This is a genomic window from Mesorhizobium sp. WSM4833 (assembly GCF_055811095.1).
On record NZ_JBVVQG010000002.1, the window covers coordinates 481,536 to 499,474 of the forward strand.

A 17,939-nucleotide genomic window follows, 5' to 3' on the forward strand; every position below is an offset into this window, starting at 1 on the left:
ATCAATCAGGCGGCAAATGGCTGCGTCATCAGACGGCCGAATTCGGGATGCGGCGTGTCATCTCCGCACAGCCGCAGACAATTCCAGGCGGTCGCCTGGTTGCTGGTCACCACGGGACGTCCAATAGTTTTTTCCATGCCGGTGACGGCGAGGGCGCTACGCAGCGCCGTGCAGGAGACGAACAGCGCATCGGCGCTGGCGTCGGTCGCCTCACGCGCCAGTTCGACGAGGGCCGCCGGTGCGATGCGCGCCATCTCGCGGTCGTCCTCGAAACCGAGGCAGGTGAAGCTGGCGATCTCGAAGCCGTGCGCCGCGAAATAGGCGGCCATCGGCCTGGATGTCTCGACCGTGTAGGGAGTGAGGATGCTGATCTTGCTTGCGCCCAGCGCACGCAGCCCGCGCACGCCCGCCATCGGCGGGGTGATTACCGGCACGCCGGGCTTTGCGACCTGGATCGCCGCCTCGATCTCGGCATCGCCGATCACCACCGAGGCCGAAGTGCAGGAATAGCAGACGGCATCGAGTGGCTCATCCGGCAGGATCAGGGCCGCGCCCGCCGTCAGCGCCGGCTGCATCTTGCGCAGGTTTTCGGGCGTCGTCGGGTTGGCATAGGGAATGCGCGCGACATAGACGCCGACGCGTTCGCTCGCCACCATGCGGCGGAAATCCGGTTCGCTGGTGTGGTCGGTGGCCAGGATGATCAGGCCGACGCGCCGCTCCAGAGGACGCGCATCCAGTGCCGGCCGTTTCGGATACACCTTGATCTCGGGCAAGGGTTTCATCGGCTACCTCTCGATCTTGCCGTAGCGGCGTTCCAGCCAGCGCAGCAACACGACCGAAAACAGACTGATGACCAGGAAGAAAGCACCGACCAGGGTGATCGGCTCGATATAGCGATAGTAGGTGTTGGCGACGCTTTTGGCCTGGTTCATCAGTTCCAGCACGGTGATTGCCGACAGCAGCGGCGTTTCCTTGAACATGGCGATGAAGTAATTGGCGAGCGCCGGAATCATCGGTGGGATGGCCTGCGGAACGATGATGTGGGTCCAGGTCTGACTGGCGCTCAGATTGCACGCCTTGGCGGCCTCCCATTGGCCGCGCGGCACATTGTCGATGCCGGCACGATACACCTCAGCCGTGTAGGTGCCGTAGTGCAGCCCGAGCCCGATGACACCGGCGACCAGCGGCGGCAGCAGGATGCCGATGTCGGGCAGCACGTAGAAGATGAAATAGAGCTGCACCAGCAGCGGCGTGCCGCGGATGAATTCAGCCGCCCAGCCGACCGTGCGCGACAACGCCTTGTTGGGCGAGCGGCGCGCCAGCGCAATGCCCAGCCCGACGATCGCCGCCAGCACCGAGCCGAGCAGCGTCGCCAGGATGGTGATCTTCACCCCCTGGATCAGCGTCGGCATGATTTCCCAGACGAAGTTCCAATCCCACTCCATCAGCAAGCCCAATTTATCAGAAGGGAGTTGGCCATCAGGCACGCACCCCGTCGAGGCCGCGCGCCATGCGGCGTTCCAGCGAGCGCACGCCCCACGAGATGAGCAGGGCGAGGATGAAATAGATGATCAGGATGGTGGTGAACGGCACCAGGGTGTTGCCGGTCTGGGCGCGCACCACCTGCGCCTGGAAGGTCAGGTCGGTGAGCGAGATCAGCGACACCACGGCGGTCGCCTTGAGCAATTCGATGGCATTGTTGCCAAAGGTCGGCAGCATCACCAGCAGCGCCTGTGGCAGGATGATGTGGCGCATGCCTTGCCAGCGGCCGAGATTGAGCGCTGTGCAGGCCTCATACTGTTCGCGGCCGATCGACTGGATGGCACCGCGCACCACTTCGGCGGCGTAGGCGCCGACATTGAGGCCGAGCGCCAGCACGCCGGCCTGCAACGGGGTCAGCGAAATGCCGATGAAGGGCAGCACGAAATAGGCCCAGAACAACTGCACGAAGATCGAGGTGCCGCGGAAGAACTCGATGTAGGCGGTGGCCAACCAACGCAGCGCAAAGAAGCGCGACACGCGCCCCATGCCGGCGAGGAAGGCCATGATCAGCGCCAGCACCGACCCCATCAGCGTCAGCTCGATGGTGACAAGCGCTCCCTGCAATATCAGGCCGAAATAGCCGGACCACTGGGTCATTCGGTTTCCAACGTTGGGTTTAGCATCTTCTCCCCGTTTACGGGGAGAAGATGCCGGCAGGCAGATGAGGGGCGGCGCGAACTTGCGAAGGTTTGGCGCCGCCCCTCATCCGTCACTTCGTGACACCTTCTCCGCGTTGAACGGGGAGAAGGAAGGATCACTTCGCCGCGCAGAGCTTGTCGCGGCTGGTCGACATCGCGGCTGCCGCCGAGAAGCCGTAGGGCTCGATGATCTTGGCGAACTCGCCCGATTTCTTCATCTTGGCCAGTTCCACATCGAAGGCGTCGCGCAGTGCCTCGTCGCCCTTCTTGAAAGCGGCGCCGTCGCAATAGACCGGTGCGCCCTGCACCGGAGCGATGACTTCGAGGTTCGGATCGTTGGCCTTCTTGACCAGATCATTGATCGACAGGACGGGTAGCGAATAAGCGTCGATGCGGCCATCCTGGAGCATCTTCACGCCACTCTGGCCATCCGGCACGACGATGACGCGATCGCGTGGCACGCCGGCATTGAGCGCGAGCTTCTCCTCGGTGCCGCCGCCCGGCGCGCCGATGGTCGCAGTCGTATCCTTGGCGACATCCTCATAGCTCTTGAAGCCCTTTGGATTGCCTTTCTTCACCAGCATCGCCTCGGCGTCGCACAGCACGGGTTCCGAATAGGCGACCGCAGCACAGCGCTCCGGCTTCATGAACAGGCCGGCGGTGACGACATCGAAGCGACCGGCCTGCAGGCCGGGGATCATGGCGCCATATTCGGAGATCGAAGCGGCAACGTCGGCGACGCCGAGCCGCTTGAATATCTCGCGGGCCACATCAGGCGCGGCACCCGAAACCTTGCCGTCGGCGGCGACCGCCGTATAGGGCGGCTCGTTGGCGATAGCGAGGCGGGCGAAACCTTGCGCCTTGAGCTGCTCGAGCTTGCTGTCATCGGCCGAACCGGGGATCGAGGCGGCCAGCACCGCCGTCAGTGCAAGACCGGCAACGCCGGCCAGAATGCCAAGTTTGTTCATTGTTCCCAACTCCTTGTTTCTTGTCTTGCTTTGTTGCATGGCGGCCCTCGCCGCCTCGGGACGACTTCGTCGCCCTGGGCATTGCGGTCAGACCCGATGTCCGGCCGCGATGATCTTCTTCAGGAAACCTTGCGTGCGCTCCTGCTTGGGATTGCGGAAAATCTCGTCCGGTTTGCCTTCTTCGACGATCCTGCCGCGATCGAAGAACAGCACCCGGTCGGCGAAATCATGGGCAAAGCCCATCTCGTGGGTGACCAGCAGCATGGTCATGTCGGTCTCGGCGGCGAGCTTGCGCATGACGTTCATCACCTCCTCGACCAGCTCTGGATCGAGCGCCGACGTCACCTCGTCGAACAGCATGATCTTCGGCGACAGCGCCAGCGCCCGAGCGATCGCCACGCGTTGCTTCTGTCCACCGGACAGCTGCGCCGGCATGTTCTTGGCCTTGTCGGCCATGCCGACCATTTCGAGCAGTTCCATCGCCCGCTTTTCGGCGGCGGCACGCGGCGTGCCCTTGGTCAGCATCGGCGCCAGCGTGACATTGTCCATGACGCACTTGTGCGGAAACAGGTTGAACAGCTGGAACACCATGCCGATCTTCTGGCGCATCCTTGTCAGATGCCGCTCATCGGCGGACAACAGCTGGCCATTGCGCTCCATGTGATAGAGCTGCTCGCCGTCGATCTGGATATGACCGCCATCGATGCGCTCCAGCGTCATCAGGATGCGCAGGATCGTCGTCTTGCCCGAACCCGACGGGCCAATCAGTGCCAGCTTCTCGCCGGGCATGACTTGCATCGACAGGCCGTCCAGCACCTTGAAGCTGCCGAAGCTTTTCGAGATGCTGTCGATCTTGATGATGGGCGCTGATGCGGACAAATGTATTTCCCCGTGCTGGAGAAGCCTGTGCCCCTTAACGATGCGGAACGCGCCAAATCATGTCAATTGGGAAAATAATATCATGACAATTATTCTGATTCCGCACAATTTCCGGGCAAACCGGGCTAGATTGCGAGCAGCAGATGCTCCGGATCGCCAAGCAGCAGCTTGGTGACAACGCCGAGGCCGGCGCGCAGTTCCCCCTCGGTGGTCGAACCCAGCGAGATACGCACCGCCGGATGCCAGGGCGCACCCGAAATACGGAAGGATGTTCCGGGCGCGATAGCCACGCCTTGCAGGCGGGCCTGGGCGACAAAGCTTTCCTCGGCACGGTCCGCGGGCAGTTGAAGCCAGACATGCAGCCCGTCTCGCCGGGCGCGATAGTCGACCCCCGCCAGCACCTGCGCTGCAATATCCTGCCGGCGCCGCAAAGCCGCGCGCTGCCAGTGGACAAGCTCCATCGCCGTGCCGTCGGTCACCCATTTGGTGGCGATCTCGGCCACCAGCGGCGTCGCCATCCAGTTCGAAACCAGATGCCGGTTGGCGACGGCGGCGACGTAGCGGTCGGGTGCGGCCAGATAGCCGATGCGCAGGCCGGGCACGGTGATCTTGGTGAAGGAGGTGACGTAGAGCGTGCGCTCCGGCGCGAACGCGGCAACCGGCGGCGGCCGGTCTTCGACCAGCGGACCCAGCACATCGTTCTCGATGATGGCGATATCGTGCTTGCGCGCGACCGCCGCGATCTCTTCTCGCCGCCGCGCATCCATCAGCGTCGCCGTCGGATTGATGACCGAGGGCTGAACGAAGACCGCGCGGATGTCGGAAAGCCGGCAGGCCTCGTCCAGCGCTTCCGGAATCAGGCCGTTGTCGTCGATCGGCAGGCCTTCCAGGTTGAAGCCGAGATAGCGTGCCAACGGCACCAGCGTATGGTGGCCGATCGCCTCCGTGGCGACCGTAGAGCCCGGCGGCGCGACGCTCATCAGCGCCACTGTCATGCCGGCGGTGGCGCCGTTGGTCAGGCTGACGTTCTGCGGCGAAGCATCGAGGCCGCACAGTCTCAACCATTCGACCGCCCCCGCGCGGTGGCGGGGAAACACCATGTTGGGCCGGAACGAAAGTGCAGAACTCGACGGCAGGTTCTCAGCCAGCCATCCCAGTGCCTGCTTCAGCCGCTCAAGATGCATCGGCTCGCAGACCGGTTTCAGGATCGAAAGGTCGATGACTTCACCGAGCCGCTCCGGCAGATAGGGCGGCTCGGGCTCGCGGCGCTGCGTCTGGACGAAGCTGCCGCGGCCGATCTCGCCCGAAATCAGGCCGCGGCGGATCAGTTCCTCATAGGCGCGGCTAACCGTCTGCACCGAAAGCTTGAGGTCGTCGGCCAGCCTGCGATGGGTCGGCAACCGCGCGCCATTGGCAAGGCGTCCGTCATGGATGGCGCGCGCGAACTGGTCGGCCAGCGACTGATAGGCCGGCCGTCGGATAAGCGCGGGATCGGGTTGCCACAATGTCATGACTTATTAGAGATCGAAATCAGTGCAATTGACAATCGAAATAATGCGCCGTCATGGTATTCGGACGAAAAAGTGAGCCCTGATGACATCAGCGAAACTCGACCCGATCGACCTGAAAATCCTCGACGCCATCCAGCGCGACGGACGCATCACCAAGCTGGCGCTGGCCGAGCAGGTCGGCCTGTCTCCGACGCCGTGCTGGATGCGGTTGCGCAAGCTGGAAAAGGCCGGCATCGTCTCGGGCTATCACGCCAGGATCGCCATGCGCGTCGTGGCACCCGTTGCCACCGTGCTGATGGAGGTGACGCTGGCAAACCACCGCCAGGCCGATTTCGACCGCTTCGAGCGCGTTATACGCGATGTTCCCGAGATCGTCGCCTGCTGGTCTGTCGGCGGCGGCGTCGACTATCTGTTGAAGGTAATGGCGCGCGACATCGACGCCTATCAGCGGCTGGTCGATGGCTTGCTGGACCGCGAGATCGGCATCGATCGTTACTTCACCTACATCGTCATCAAGACCGTGAAGGACGAGGTGGCGCTGCCCATCGCAGAGCTTTTGCCGGCGTCGTCGTAGGAGCGGAGAGATTCTCTCGCCGGGCAACCCGATAGAGAGAGTCTCTCTACGTCAGGACTTCCAAACAGCCTCTCTATCTGCATCGGGCGGATAGTCTTCCCTTATCAGTCCGAACCGGGAGGCTTTGACCATGTCCGCGCATTTCGCCCGCTCGCATCGCCATGAAGCGCTCGACGGCCTCGCCGACCGCCGGCTGCTGCGCGAACTCGCCTATGTCGATGGCCACTGGACCGCAAGCGAGGCTGCCGAAAGCTTCGAGGTCACCGATCCGGCCACCGGCACGACCGTCGCTTTCGTCGCCGCGCTCGATGGCCGGCAGACGACAAAGGCGATCGATGCCGCGGCGCGCGCCTTCCCGGCCTGGCGGGCGCTGTTGCCGCAGGAGCGCTCGACAATTTTACGAAAATGGTTCGAGCTGATCGTCGGCGCCAAGGATGATCTGGCTCTGCTGATGACGCTTGAACAGGGCAAGCCACTGCAGGAATCGCTGGGCGAGATCGACTACGCCGCCTCCTTCGTCGAATGGTATGCCGAAGAAGCAAAACGCCTGAACGCCGAGAGCGTCACCAGCCATCTGCCGAACGCCGAGATGATGGTGCGGCGCGAGCCGCTCGGCGTCGTCGGCGTCGTCACGCCGTGGAATTTTCCGGCGGCCATGCTGACCCGTAAGGCGGCCGCCGCCCTTGCCGCCGGCTGCACCATCGTCGCGCATCCGTCCTCGGAAACGCCGCTGTCGGCGCTGGCGCTGGCCGAACTCGGCGAACGCGCCGGCCTGCCCGTGGGCGTCTTCAACATCGTCACCGGCAAGGCTTCGACGATCGTCGGCCGGATGTGCGAAGATCCGCGCGTGCGTGCCATGAGCTTCACCGGCTCGACCGAGATCGGCCGGCTGATCGCCGCCCAGAGCGCGCCGACCATGAAGCGGCTGGTGATGGAGCTTGGCGGTCATGCCCCGCTGATCGTCTTTGCCGATGCAGATCTGGACAAAGCGGTTGATATCGCCATCGACGCCAAATTCGCCACGTCGGGCCAGGACTGCCTCGCCGCCAACCGCATCTACGTCCAGCGTCCGATCTACGATCGGTTCTGCGCCGCCTTCGCCAAGCGCATCGAGACGCTGCGGACCGGCAATGGCCTAGCCGAGAAGATCGACATCGGGCCGCTGATGCATGAGCGCGCCATCAAGAAGGTGGAGGAACAGGTCGCCGATGCCATCGCTCACGGCGCGCGCTGCCTCACCGGGGGCAAGCGGCACCAGGCCGGCCCGCTGTTCTACCAGCCGACGCTGCTGGCCGATGTCAGTGACGAAGCGCTGATCATGCGCGAGGAGACGTTTGGCCCGGTTGCCGCCGTGACGCCGTTCGACAGCGAGGATGACGTGATTGCCCGCGCCAACGCCACCGAGTATGGCCTCGTCGCCTATGTCGTGACCGAGAATGGTGGCCGGCAGCAGCGCATGGGCCGCGCGCTCGACTACGGCATGGTCGCCATCAACCGCGTCAAGATCACCGGCGCGCCGATCCCGTTCGGCGGCGTCAAGCAATCGGGCATCGGGCGCGAAGGCTCGCGCCACGGGCTCGAAGCCTTCACCGATCTGAAGTATCTCTGTCTGGACGTCGCCTAGGTTCGTCCTGCCATCCCTCAAGGAGTTAAAAAATGCTCGACCAGTCCAACGAACTCGCCGCCTGGGATCGCGACCACTTCTTCCATCCCTCGACCCATATGGGCACGCACGCGCGGGGTGAAAGCCCGACACGCATCATGGCCGGCGGTGAAGGCGTCACCGTGTGGGACAACAATGGCAGGAAGAGCCTCGATGCCTTCGCCGGGCTCTATTGCGTCAATGTCGGCTACGGCCGCCAGAAGATCGCTGACGCCATCGCCGCCCAGGCGAAGAACCTCGCCTATTACCACGCCTATGTCGGCCACGGTACCGAGGCCTCGATCACGCTGGCCAAGATGATCATCGATCGCGCGCCGCAGGGCATGTCGCGGGTCTATTTCGGCCTCTCCGGTTCGGATGCCAACGAAACCAACATCAAGCTGATCTGGTACTACAACAACGTGCTCGGCCGGCCGGAGAAGAAGAAGATCATTTCGCGCTGGCGCGGCTATCACGGCTCGGGCGTGATGACGGGATCGCTGACCGGGCTCGACCTGTTCCACAACGCCTTCGACCTGCCGCGCGCGCCGATCCTGCACACCGAGGCACCCTACTACTTCCGCCGCGCCGACCGCTCGATGAGCGAGGAGCAGTTTTCGCAGCATTGTGCCGACAAGCTCGAGGAGATGATCCTGGCCGAAGGCCCGGAAACCGTCGCTGCCTTCATCGGCGAGCCGATCCTCGGCACCGGCGGCATCGTGCCGCCGCCGGCCGGCTATTGGGAAAAGATCCAGGCGGTGTTGAAGAAGTACGACGTGCTTCTGGTCGCCGACGAAGTGGTGACGGGCTTCGGCCGACTGGGCACCATGTTCGGCTCCGACCATTACGGCATCAAGCCGGACCTGATCACCATCGCCAAGGGCCTGACCTCGGCCTATGCGCCGCTGTCGGGCGTCATCGTCGCCGACAAGATGTGGCAGGTGCTGGTTGAGGGCTCCGACAAGCTCGGTTCGCTCGGCCATGGCTGGACCTATTCGGCACATCCGATCTGCGTTGCCGCCGGTGTGGCCAATCTCGAGCTGATCGACGAGATGGATCTTGTGACAAATGCCAAGGAGACCGGCGCCTATTTCCGCGCCGAGCTGGCCAAGGCGGTCGGCGGCCACAAGAATGTCGGTGACGTCCGCGGCGACGGCATGCTGGCAGCGGTGGAATTCGTTGCCGACAAGGACGACCGGGTGTTCTTCGACGCTTCGCAGAAGATCGGACCGCAGGTGGCGACAGCGCTTGCCGCAAGCGGCGTCATCGGCCGCGCCATGCCGCAGGGCGACATTCTTGGCTTCGCGCCGCCGCTCTGCCTGACCCGCGAGGAAGCCGACATCGTCGTGTCGAAGACCGCCGATGCGGTCAAGAGCGTGTTTGCCAATCTCTGAGATCGACTATGAATGCCATGACCAGAACCCTCCCCGCCACCATGGCCGCCGTGCTGCTTGTCGGGCACGGCGGGCCGGAAAAACTCGTCTACCGTAGGGATGTGAAAGTGCCCGCGCCTGCGCCAGGTGAAGTGCTGGTCAAGGTCAGCGCTTGCGGCATGAACAACACCGATGTCTGGGTGCGCCAGGGCGCCTATGGCACGGAGGAGGACGCTGCCGCCGTGTCGACATGGCGGCGCCAGGGCAACACGCTTGTTTTCCCGCGCATCCAGGGCACCGACACCGTCGGTACCATCGCCGCCGTCGGCGAAGGCGTGTCGCCGGAGCGTATCGGCGAACGGGTGATGGTCGATTTCTCCATCTACAATCGCGACGACGATTCGCTCGCCGACATCGACTATATGGGCCACGGCCGCGACGGCGGCTACGCCGAATACCAGGCCGTGCCGGCCGAGAATGCGCATGTCGTCGATACCGACATGAGCGACGTCGAACTCGCCACCTTCTGCTGCGCTTACCTGACCGGCGAACAGATGCTGGAGCGCGCCGGCTTGAAGGCCGGCGAGCGCGTGCTGGTCACCGGCGCCTCGGGCGGCGTCGGTTCCGGCATCGTGCAACTGGCACGGGCGCGCGGCGCCATTCCCTATGCCGTCGTCGGCAAGGGCAAGGAACAGGCGGTGCTGGACATCGGCGCCGAGGCGGTCATCACCCGTGGCGTCGCAGACCTGCCGCAAGCCGTGATTGAAGCGACCGGCGGCCAACCGATCGACGTGGTGGCCGACCTGGTCGGCGGCGCGATCTTCAACGACCTCTTGCGTATTCTCAGGCCCGAAGGCCGCTACACGACCGCGGGCGCGATTGCCGGTCCGGTCGTGCAACTCGATCTCAGGACCATGTATCTCAAGCAGTTGCAGTTGCATGGTTCGAGCCAGGGCACGCGCGCGGATTTCCGTCGCATCGTTGGTTACATCGAGGCGAAGAAAATCCGGCCGCTGGTCGGTGGCGTCTACAAGCTCTCCGATTTCCACCATGCGCAGGCGGATTTCATTGCCAAGGATTTCGTCGGCAAGCTGGTGGTGGTGCCGGATGCCATGTGGGGTTCGGCTGGCTGACACTCTATGCCTCAACCCTGCTGGGCCGCCCTCAACAGCATGCCGAACAGGTCGCGCGGTTCGTCGGGGTCGGCCAGCATGTCGAGTTCCTGGTAGAGGCCGGTCGAGCGCAGTTGATCCCTGACATAGCGCAGCGCCGAAAAATCCTCGATGGCGAAGCCGACCGAATCGAACAGCGTGATCTGGCCGGAATCGCGCCGGCCTTGCACGGCGCCTGACATCACCTGCCACAGCTCGATCACCTCATGATCCGGCGCAAGCTGCTGGATCTCGCCCTCGATGCGGGTCTGCGGCGGGTATTCGACGAAGATGTCGGAGCGCAGCAGGATATCGCGATGCAATTCGGTCTTGCCGGGACAGTCGCCGCCGACCGCGTTGATGTGCACGCCGGAGCCGACCATGTTGTCGGTGAGGATGGTGGCGTACTGCTTGTCGGCGGTGACGGTGGTGATGATGTCAGCCCCCTCGACCGCCTCCTGCGCGGTGCCGCAGGCGACCATGTCGAAGCCTAGACCGGCGAGATTGCGGATGCATTTTTCGGTGGCCGTGCGGTCGATATCGTAAAGCCTCAGCCTGTCGACGCCGAGCAGCGCCTTGAAGGCCACCGCCTGGAATTCGGCCTGGGCGCCGTTGCCGATCAGCGCCATGCAGCTGGAGCCGGCCGGCGCCAGGTACTTGGCGGCCAGAGCCGACATCGCCGCCGTGCGCAGCGCCGTCAGGATGGTCATTTCGGACAGCAATACCGGGTAGCCATTGTGGACGTCGGCGAGCATGCCGAAGGCGGTCACGGTCTGGCGTCCCTCGCGCATGTTCTTGGGATGGCCGTTGACATATTTGAAGCCGTAGACCTCGCCGTCGCTGGTCGGCATCAGTTCGATGACACCCTCGGCGCTGTGCGAGGCGACGCGCGGCGTCTTGTCGAACAGCTCCCAGCGGCGGAAATCATCCTCGATGTAGCCGGCGAGTTCGACGAGGAAGCGTTCGACGCCGATCTTCAGCACCAGCTTCATCATATGGTCGACGCTGACGAAGGGCACGATGTTGAGATTGGGGATCATTTTTCTTTTCCTTGCCGCATGCAGGCGGTCAGTCCTGGCGATGCGCGTTGTGCGCCTTCATCATCGTTGCCAGCGCCGGATCGTTTTGCTCCAGCACCCTGATGGCTCCGCCTGTGTCGTAGAGGCGCTCATCCTGGCCCATCTTGAACTTGGCTTCGAGCCGCCCGATCGGCAGGTCAAACCCTATGATACCAGGTATGCGCCGTTCCATGTCGCCTGGTCCGAGCTCACGCATGCGCCAGCGATCGTCGCGATCTTTTTCCAGCACGTCGACAAGCTGCAGGAGATGCCGGGCGGTGCCGTGATCGTCGAGCGGCACCGGATGCCCATGACAATGCACGACGGCAAAGTTCCAGGTCGGCGCGCTGTCGCGCACCGGATTGCGCGGATACCAGGACGGCGAGATGTAGCCATACGGGCCGTGGAAGACAGCGATCGTCTCCCTGCCTTCGCTGATCAAGGTGCTGTGCGGATTGGCCCGGGCGAGATGCGAGATCAGCGTTCCGTTTTCACCCCGCGCGCGATCGAGCACGAAGGGAAGATGAGAGACGACAAGGCCCTGCGGTCCCGCTGTCACCACCGTGGCAAAGGCCGCGGCCTCGATCAGGCCGAACGCCTCGTCGCGCGACAGTGGCGCGAACTCGGGCTTGGTATACATCAGGTCAGCTTCGCTGGGCGCGAACCGCCGGGATCAGGCCTTGCGGGCGAACCAGCAGCACGGCGATGACGCCCGACAGCACGATGGCGTCGCGATAGGGCGCGATCGCTCCCGGCAATGTCGCTTGCAGCAGCACCTCGATGATGCCGAGCAGGAAGCCGCCGGCGACAGCACCGGGCAAGCTGCCGAGCCCGCCGACGACGGCGGCGATAAACGCCTTCAGCACCGGCGTGAAACCCATCAGCGGGTCGACCGAGGCACGCTGCGCCACCCACAGCATGGCCGCCAGCCCGGCGAGCAGGCCGGAGAGCAGGAAGGCGGTGGCGATGATGCGGCTGGCCGGAATGCCCATCAGGCGCACGACGTCGAAATCCTCCGCTGCGGCACGCATCGCCGTCCCGGTCACCGAGCGGCGCAGGAAGACTTCCAGCGCAATCAGCGCCAGTGCGGAGACGACGATGGAGATGCTGGGACCGACGCCGATGGTGAAATCGCCGAAGGAGAAAGCGCCGGTCATCCAGCCAGGCATGGCGACAGCCTGCGGCCGCGCCGAGATGCCGTTCTGGAAGACGACCTTCAGCAGGCTGGAGACAGCGAAGCTGGTCAGCAACAGACTGGTGACGCTGGCGCCGCGCATCGGCCTGAACGCGATGCGCTCCATGGCGACAGCGGCGAGCGCGCCGCAGGACACGGCGACAAGCACGGCTACGGGGAACGGAAAGCCAAGCACCAGCGAGGCGAGCAGCGCATAGCCCGACAGCGTCATCAGCTCGCCATGGGCGAAGTTGATCAAGCCGACGATGGAAAAGACGATCGCCAGCCCGAGCGCCAGCAGCGCATAGACGCCGCCGAGGCTCACCGCATTGATGATCTGCTGCGCGATCATGCTTCTAAGCTCCCAGATAGGCCTGGCGGACGAGGTCCGAAGAGGCGAGTTCTTTTGCCGTGCCCGACAGCACCACTTCGCCATTGGCGAGCACGACGGCGCGGTCGGCGATTTCGAGCGCCAGCGCCACATTCTGTTCGACCAGAAGGATGGTCAGGCCCTTGCGGCGCAGTTCGGCGATCAGGTCGAAGACGGTGTCGATCAGTTGCGGGGCAAGGCCGAGCGAGGGCTCGTCGAGGAGGATCATGCGCGGCTTGCCCATCAGCGCGCGGGCGATGGCCAGCATCTGCTGTTCGCCGCCCGACAGATTGCCGCCCTTGACGCGGTGGTAGCGGCGCAGGATCGGGAACAGCTCCAGCATCTCCTCTTCGCGCAGCCGCGCCTCGGCCGCCGGCTGATGCACCGCGCCGCCGAGACGCAGATTGTCGGCCACCGTCAGGCTGGCGAAGATGCGGCGGCCTTCCGGAACCAGCGCGACGCCCTTGCGGGCGATCGCCTCCGGCGCCAGGCCGGTGATGTCGACACCATCGAAGATCACCTTGCCGGACGCCGCCGGCACCAGCCCGGCGACGGCGCCGAGCGTCGAGCTCTTGCCGGCGCCGTTGGCGCCGACCAGGGCGATGATCTCGCCGCTGTCGACGGCGAGGTCGACGCGGCGCACCGCCTCGACCTCGCCGTACCGGATTTTCAGGGCTTCGACGCTCAGCATGACATCACGGCGCCGGAACGTCGGCGGCTTCGGGGATCAGGGTCTCGACATGCTTGCCTTCGCCGCCCTCGTAGCGCATCAGCGCCACTGGCCGCAGCGGCATGCGGTCGGTGCCGGCATAGGTGATCTTGCCGGTGATGCCTTCGAAATCCTTGAGGCCGGCGATGGCGTCGCGGATCGCCTTCGGGTCGTCGGAGCCGGCCGTCTTGACCGCCTGGTCGAGGATCAGGCCGATCTCGTAGCCATTGACCTCATAGGTCGATTCCGGCGCATGGCCGGCATATTTGGTGAAGGCGGCGTTGAAGGCTTCGAGCTTGCTGCCCGGCTCGGCATAGCCGGCCGCGGTGTAGACGACGCCGTCGACCAATTTGCCGAGCGCCTTGATGGTCGGCGTACCGATGGCATCGGCTCCATAGACCGGGATGGTGACGCCGGCGCCGCGCAATTGCTGGATGAAGGCTGGGAAATCGGGCTCATAGGCCGCCGTCATGATCAGGTCGGGCTTATCGGCCAAGCCCTTGATGTTGGTGATCTCGGCGGAAAAGTCGGGCTGGCCCATGCTGAAAGTGCCGCGGCCGACAATGGTGCCGCCCTTCTTCTCGAACACCTTGCCGAAATATTCCGGCAGATTGGCGGTGTAGGTGGAGTCCGGCGAGGTCAGCAGGAACACCTTCTTCTTGCCTTCGGAGACGGCGAAGTCGGCAACCGCCGTCGCCTGTACATTGTCGGCGGGATAGGTGCCGAACATGACATCGCCGACCGCGCCGGTGAGCACCGGGGCGGAGCCGCACAGCGTCAGGGTCGGAATGCCGAGAGGCTGGGTCAGCTGGCCGGCGGAAATCGAGGGATCGGCATCGCACGGCGTGATCATGATCTTGGCGCCGGCATCGATCAGCTCCTGCGCGACCGTGGCGGTCTGCGCGGTGTCGGAGCGGGTGTCCTTGATCAGCAGCTTGACGGTGTATTTGCCGCCGAACCCGCCCTTGGCGTTGAGTTCGTCGAGCGACATGCGCAGGCCGGCAAGTGCCGGCTGGTCGTAAGGGGCAAGACCGCCTGTCTGCGCGGTCGCGGCACCGATGATGATCTCCTCGGCGCTGGCCGTCGAAAGGGTGGCGATGCCGAACACGGCAGCGCAGAAGGCGGCGCGATGGAGGCGATAGAGGCTTGGCATGTCGGTTCTCCTTCTGGATTTTTGTCGTTGGTCGTTGCGGTCTATGCGGTCTGGTTTTCAGGCGTTGCGGTCTTGGCGCGCGCCGTGCGGCTGCCGAGATAGGCTGCGATCACGGCGGGGTTCTTCTGAACGTCGCCCGGCGTACCGTCGGCGATGACGCGGCCATGATCGATGACGACAATGCGTTCGCACAGGTTCATCACCAGCCGCATGTCGTGCTCGATCAGGACGACGCCGATGCGGCGCTCGGTGCGGACCGTCGACAGGATGGAAACCAGTTCGGCGGTCTCGACGGCGTTCATTCCGGCGGCTGGCTCGTCGAGCAGCAGGAAGCGCGGCTTCAACGCCAGCGCACGTGCCACTTCCAACCGGCGTCGCTGGCCATAGGCAAGCCTGGCGGCCGGCTGATCGGCAAATCTCTCCAGCCCCATGCGCGCAAGTTCACCCATTGCCGCCGCCTCGGCATGGACGAGATCAGGCTCTACCTGGCGTGCGGCGACGACGACGTTTTCCAGCACCGTCATGTGCGGGAAGACGCGGATGTTCTGGAAGGTGCGGGCAACGCCGGAGCGCGCGAAGCGGAAGGCAGAAGCCTGCCGCACCGCGCCACCCATCGACACAGTACCGGCACTTGGCTTGACATCACCGGCCAGCATGTTGAGCAGCGTCGTCTTGCCGGCGCCATTGGGGCCGATGATGCCGGTGATGCTGTCCGTTTCGAAACTCAGGCTGACGTCGTCGACAGCAACGACGCCGGCATAGCGGCGCGACAGATGCTCGGCGGAGAGCCGGTCACTCTCGACACGCTGCGGAGGTGCCGCCGAAGCCGTCACGGCCTGGCGTCCGGGCCGGCGCAGCAGGTTCAGCTCACGCTCGCCGAACAGGCCGGTCGGGCGTCGCCAGATGACCAGGATCATGGCGATGGCAAGCACGCCCTGGGTCAAGCCGAACAGGACAGGCAGATGCAGGCCGAGCACTTCGCCGCCGCCTTCGAAGCGGCGCACCACTTCGACCAAAACGATGGTGACGATGACGCCGGCGAAAGCGCCGAGCGACGAGGTCATGCCGCCGACGATCAGCATGGCAAGCATGGTGAAGCCCAGGTCGAAATAGAAATCGCGTGGCGAGAACGCACCCAGAAACTGCGCCATCATGGCGCCGGCAGCCATGGCGGCGACGACACCCGCCACCCAGGCGGCCAGACGCGCCGTGCGTTGGTCGACGCCGACGGCGGCCGCACCACGCTCGTCATTGGCGGCGGCTCGGCTGGCAAGGCCGAAAGAGGTTTCGCGAAACAGCCTCGCCGCCACCAGCGCCACCGAAGCGACTGCGGCAGCGGTCCACAGCCCGACCTCACGCGGCACGCCGTAGAAAGGCTGGCTGCCGCGGGTGATCTCGCGCCCGGCGACCAGCAGCGTGTAGACGATGATCAGCATGGCCAGCGTGGCGATCGAGGCGCTCGATCCGGAAAGCCTAAGCAGCGGCGCACCGGTCAGCAGGCCGACGACGACCGCCAGAGCCAGGACGATGGCCAGCGCTGCGACGAAGGAGAGTTGATGGCCGGCGAGGAATTGCGGTAGGTCGCGCAGAGCCGTTCGCTGCAGTGCCGTCGGCATGGTGAGGATGCCTGTCGCATAGGCGCCGAGGCCGACAAAGGCCGCCTGGCCGAACGAGACGATGCCGCTGTTGCCGGAGAATATCTGCAGGCCGAGCACCGCCGTCAGCATGATCGCGGCATAGGTGACGACGCGTTGCATGGCGGCGCCGCCGAAGATGAAGGCGGCAAGCGCCACCAGCAACAGCACCGCGACCATGCACAGGGCATCGGCCGTGGCGTTGCGGAACGCGGCCGGCATGAAGCCGGAACTCTTGCTCTCGCTCGTCGTCACCGACGCCATCACGCGGCCCTGAAGCGATCGGGTGAAAACGGGGCCAGGATCGGTTGCGCGCCTTGGGTGACCAGCCTGGCCACCGCCTCGCCGACTGCCGGCCCGGTCTTGAAGCCGTGGCCGGAAGACCCCGCCGAAACGACCAGCCCTTCGACATCAGGCATGGCGCCGATGACCGGCAGATCGTCGGGGCTCATGTCGTAGAGACCAGCATAGCCCGGCCGGATGCCAAGCTCGGCCATGGCCGGCACGCGGCTGGCGAAGGTCTCCAGGATCTCGACCGATTCCTGCTCCTCGACACCTTCCATGTAATCATCGGGATTTTCGACGAAGCGTGGACGGCCCGCATGTTCGTGGCGCAGGCCGGTGCCGCCGCCGGCCCAGGTCCCGGCGAGGATGACGCCGTCATTGTCTGGCCGCGCATAGTTGCAGGAAATGTCGTCGCACCAGGCGAACGGCATGACCTGCCTTGCCTTGCCGGCAGCGTCGAGCACGGCCATCGGATGGCGCTCGACATGCAGCGGCAGATCGAGGCCCACTGTCGCCAGCAGCCGGCGCGTCCACGGCCCGGCGGCCAGGACGACCGTATCGGCCTCCAGCATCGTTCCATCGGTCAAGATGACGCCCGTGATGCGGTCGCCCTGCCGCTGGAGGCTCTCGACCAACGTGTTCTGCATGATCCTGGCACCACTGGCGCGGGCGGCACGGGCAATAGCATTGGTGGCGCCGAAGGCATCGGCATAGCCATACTCGGGTTCCCACAGCGCCAGCGCGACATTGTCCAGGGCAAAGCCCGGTGCGGCATCGGCAAAGGCCTGCGGCGACAATATCTCGATGCGCGCGCCCTCGGCGCGGATGCGTTCGGCTGCCGACGTCCAGCTCGCCTTGTTGTCGTTGCCGCAGACCCACATCATGCCGATTTCGGTGACAAAGGATCCTTCGCCCGCGACTTCGGGCAGCGACACCAGGATCTCTCGGCCACGGATGGATAGCTGCGACAGTTCCGGCATCAGGTAGAAGGCGTGCAGCAGCGCCGACGATTTGCCCGACGGGCCGCCGGCGGGATGGGTCTGCTCGACCAGCGTGACCTTCACACCGGCTTTGGCCAGATCATAGGCCGCGCTCGATCCGACAATACCGGCACCGACGACGATGACGTCGCTTCCATTTCGCATGGCTGTTCCCCACAGTCTCTTGGCTGCTTTTCGACAAGGTAGGGCCAGCGGTCGCGCAATGTCAACATCTCTTCATTGTTGACCGAGATTTAAATCTCTGTAATAAACTCGACAAAACAAGAGAACACGGATT

The 17,939-nt window shown here is 64.6% G+C and carries 17 protein-coding genes; 4 read left to right on the forward strand and 13 right to left on the reverse strand.

Translation table 11 applies throughout. The features are described 5' to 3' along the window. Window positions 1-5: 5 nt before the first annotated feature. From eutA to ehuR, 6 genes are all read right to left on the reverse strand, one after another. Complete coding sequence (gene eutA, locus AC0L2D_RS05495) at window positions 6-782, reverse strand: ectoine utilization protein EutA (protein ID WP_064994648.1); 777 nt, start codon at window positions 780-782, stop codon at window positions 6-8. 3 nt (window positions 783-785) lie between these two features. Then, on the reverse strand, window positions 786-1,445 hold the full coding sequence (gene ehuD, locus AC0L2D_RS05500; RefSeq protein WP_024502312.1) for an ectoine/hydroxyectoine ABC transporter permease subunit EhuD: 660 nt from the start codon (window positions 1,443-1,445) through the stop codon (window positions 786-788). A gap of 34 nt (window positions 1,446-1,479) precedes the next feature. Beyond that, window positions 1,480-2,139, reverse strand: coding sequence for an ectoine/hydroxyectoine ABC transporter permease subunit EhuC (gene ehuC, locus AC0L2D_RS05505; RefSeq protein WP_013530328.1), 660 nt, complete (start codon window positions 2,137-2,139; stop codon window positions 1,480-1,482). Between the two features lie 157 nt (window positions 2,140-2,296). Then, the gene (ehuB, locus tag AC0L2D_RS05510) at window positions 2,297-3,148 is read right to left on the reverse strand and encodes an ectoine/hydroxyectoine ABC transporter substrate-binding protein EhuB (protein WP_013530327.1); all 852 of its coding nucleotides are present in this window, start codon (window positions 3,146-3,148) and stop codon (window positions 2,297-2,299) included. 87 nt (window positions 3,149-3,235) lie between these two features. Further along, window positions 3,236-4,027: an ectoine/hydroxyectoine ABC transporter ATP-binding protein EhuA gene (gene ehuA / locus AC0L2D_RS05515; protein ID WP_064994647.1), complete on the reverse strand. Its 792-nt coding sequence runs from the start codon at window positions 4,025-4,027 to the stop codon at window positions 3,236-3,238. A 125-nt stretch (window positions 4,028-4,152) separates the two neighbouring features. Beyond that, entirely contained in the window at window positions 4,153-5,538 is a 1,386-nt protein-coding gene (gene ehuR, locus AC0L2D_RS05520; RefSeq protein WP_224621652.1) for a MocR-like ectoine utilization transcription factor EhuR, read from the reverse strand. Window positions 5,539-5,620: 82 nt separating this feature from the next. On the opposite strand from ehuR, the gene AC0L2D_RS05525 reads away from it, so the two are divergent. The 4 genes from AC0L2D_RS05525 to AC0L2D_RS05540 all read left to right on the forward strand — a co-directional run bounded on the left by AC0L2D_RS05525 (window position 5,621) and on the right by AC0L2D_RS05540 (window position 10,260). Next, window positions 5,621-6,112: an Lrp/AsnC family transcriptional regulator gene (locus AC0L2D_RS05525; protein ID WP_013530324.1), complete on the forward strand. Its 492-nt coding sequence runs from the start codon at window positions 5,621-5,623 to the stop codon at window positions 6,110-6,112. Window positions 6,113-6,242: 130 nt separating this feature from the next. Beyond that, on the forward strand, window positions 6,243-7,736 hold the full coding sequence (locus AC0L2D_RS05530) for an NAD-dependent succinate-semialdehyde dehydrogenase (protein WP_064994645.1): 1,494 nt from the start codon (window positions 6,243-6,245) through the stop codon (window positions 7,734-7,736). A 32-nt stretch (window positions 7,737-7,768) separates the two neighbouring features. Then, window positions 7,769-9,148, forward strand: coding sequence for an aspartate aminotransferase family protein (locus AC0L2D_RS05535; RefSeq protein WP_063170117.1), 1,380 nt, complete (start codon window positions 7,769-7,771; stop codon window positions 9,146-9,148). Between the two features lie 8 nt (window positions 9,149-9,156). Next, a complete protein-coding gene (locus AC0L2D_RS05540) occupies window positions 9,157-10,260 on the forward strand; it encodes an alcohol dehydrogenase family protein (protein WP_473540547.1) in 1,104 nt (367 codons plus the stop codon). Window positions 10,261-10,271: 11 nt separating this feature from the next. On the opposite strand, the gene AC0L2D_RS05545 is transcribed toward AC0L2D_RS05540, so the two are convergent. Genes AC0L2D_RS05545 through AC0L2D_RS05575 form a run of 7 tightly spaced genes read right to left on the reverse strand, consistent with a single transcriptional unit; the run spans window position 10,272 to window position 17,806 of the window. After that, a complete protein-coding gene (locus AC0L2D_RS05545) occupies window positions 10,272-11,318 on the reverse strand; it encodes an ornithine cyclodeaminase (protein ID WP_064994643.1) in 1,047 nt (348 codons plus the stop codon). Window positions 11,319-11,346: 28 nt separating this feature from the next. Further along, window positions 11,347-11,976 carry an FMN-binding negative transcriptional regulator gene (locus tag AC0L2D_RS05550; RefSeq protein ID WP_473540548.1) on the reverse strand — a complete coding sequence of 210 codons (630 nt, stop codon included), beginning with the start codon at window positions 11,974-11,976 and terminating at the stop codon, window positions 11,347-11,349. Window positions 11,977-11,980: 4 nt separating this feature from the next. After that, window positions 11,981-12,862 (reverse strand): branched-chain amino acid ABC transporter permease, encoded by an 882-nt coding sequence (locus tag AC0L2D_RS05555; RefSeq protein ID WP_027035600.1) that lies wholly within the window; start codon window positions 12,860-12,862, stop codon window positions 11,981-11,983. A gap of 4 nt (window positions 12,863-12,866) precedes the next feature. Next, window positions 12,867-13,571, reverse strand: a complete 705-nt coding sequence (locus AC0L2D_RS05560) for an ABC transporter ATP-binding protein (protein WP_473540549.1) — start codon at window positions 13,569-13,571, stop codon at window positions 12,867-12,869. 4 nt (window positions 13,572-13,575) lie between these two features. Then, window positions 13,576-14,742 (reverse strand): ABC transporter substrate-binding protein, encoded by a 1,167-nt coding sequence (locus AC0L2D_RS05565; RefSeq protein ID WP_473540550.1) that lies wholly within the window; start codon window positions 14,740-14,742, stop codon window positions 13,576-13,578. 41 nt (window positions 14,743-14,783) lie between these two features. Then, on the reverse strand, window positions 14,784-16,640 hold the full coding sequence (locus tag AC0L2D_RS05570) for a branched-chain amino acid ABC transporter ATP-binding protein/permease (protein WP_473540551.1): 1,857 nt from the start codon (window positions 16,638-16,640) through the stop codon (window positions 14,784-14,786). Further along, window positions 16,640-17,806 (reverse strand): NAD(P)/FAD-dependent oxidoreductase, encoded by a 1,167-nt coding sequence (locus tag AC0L2D_RS05575; RefSeq protein WP_473540552.1) that lies wholly within the window; start codon window positions 17,804-17,806, stop codon window positions 16,640-16,642. The genes AC0L2D_RS05570 and AC0L2D_RS05575 overlap by 1 nt, the downstream gene beginning before the upstream one ends. Between the last annotated feature and the right edge of the window lie 133 nt (window positions 17,807-17,939).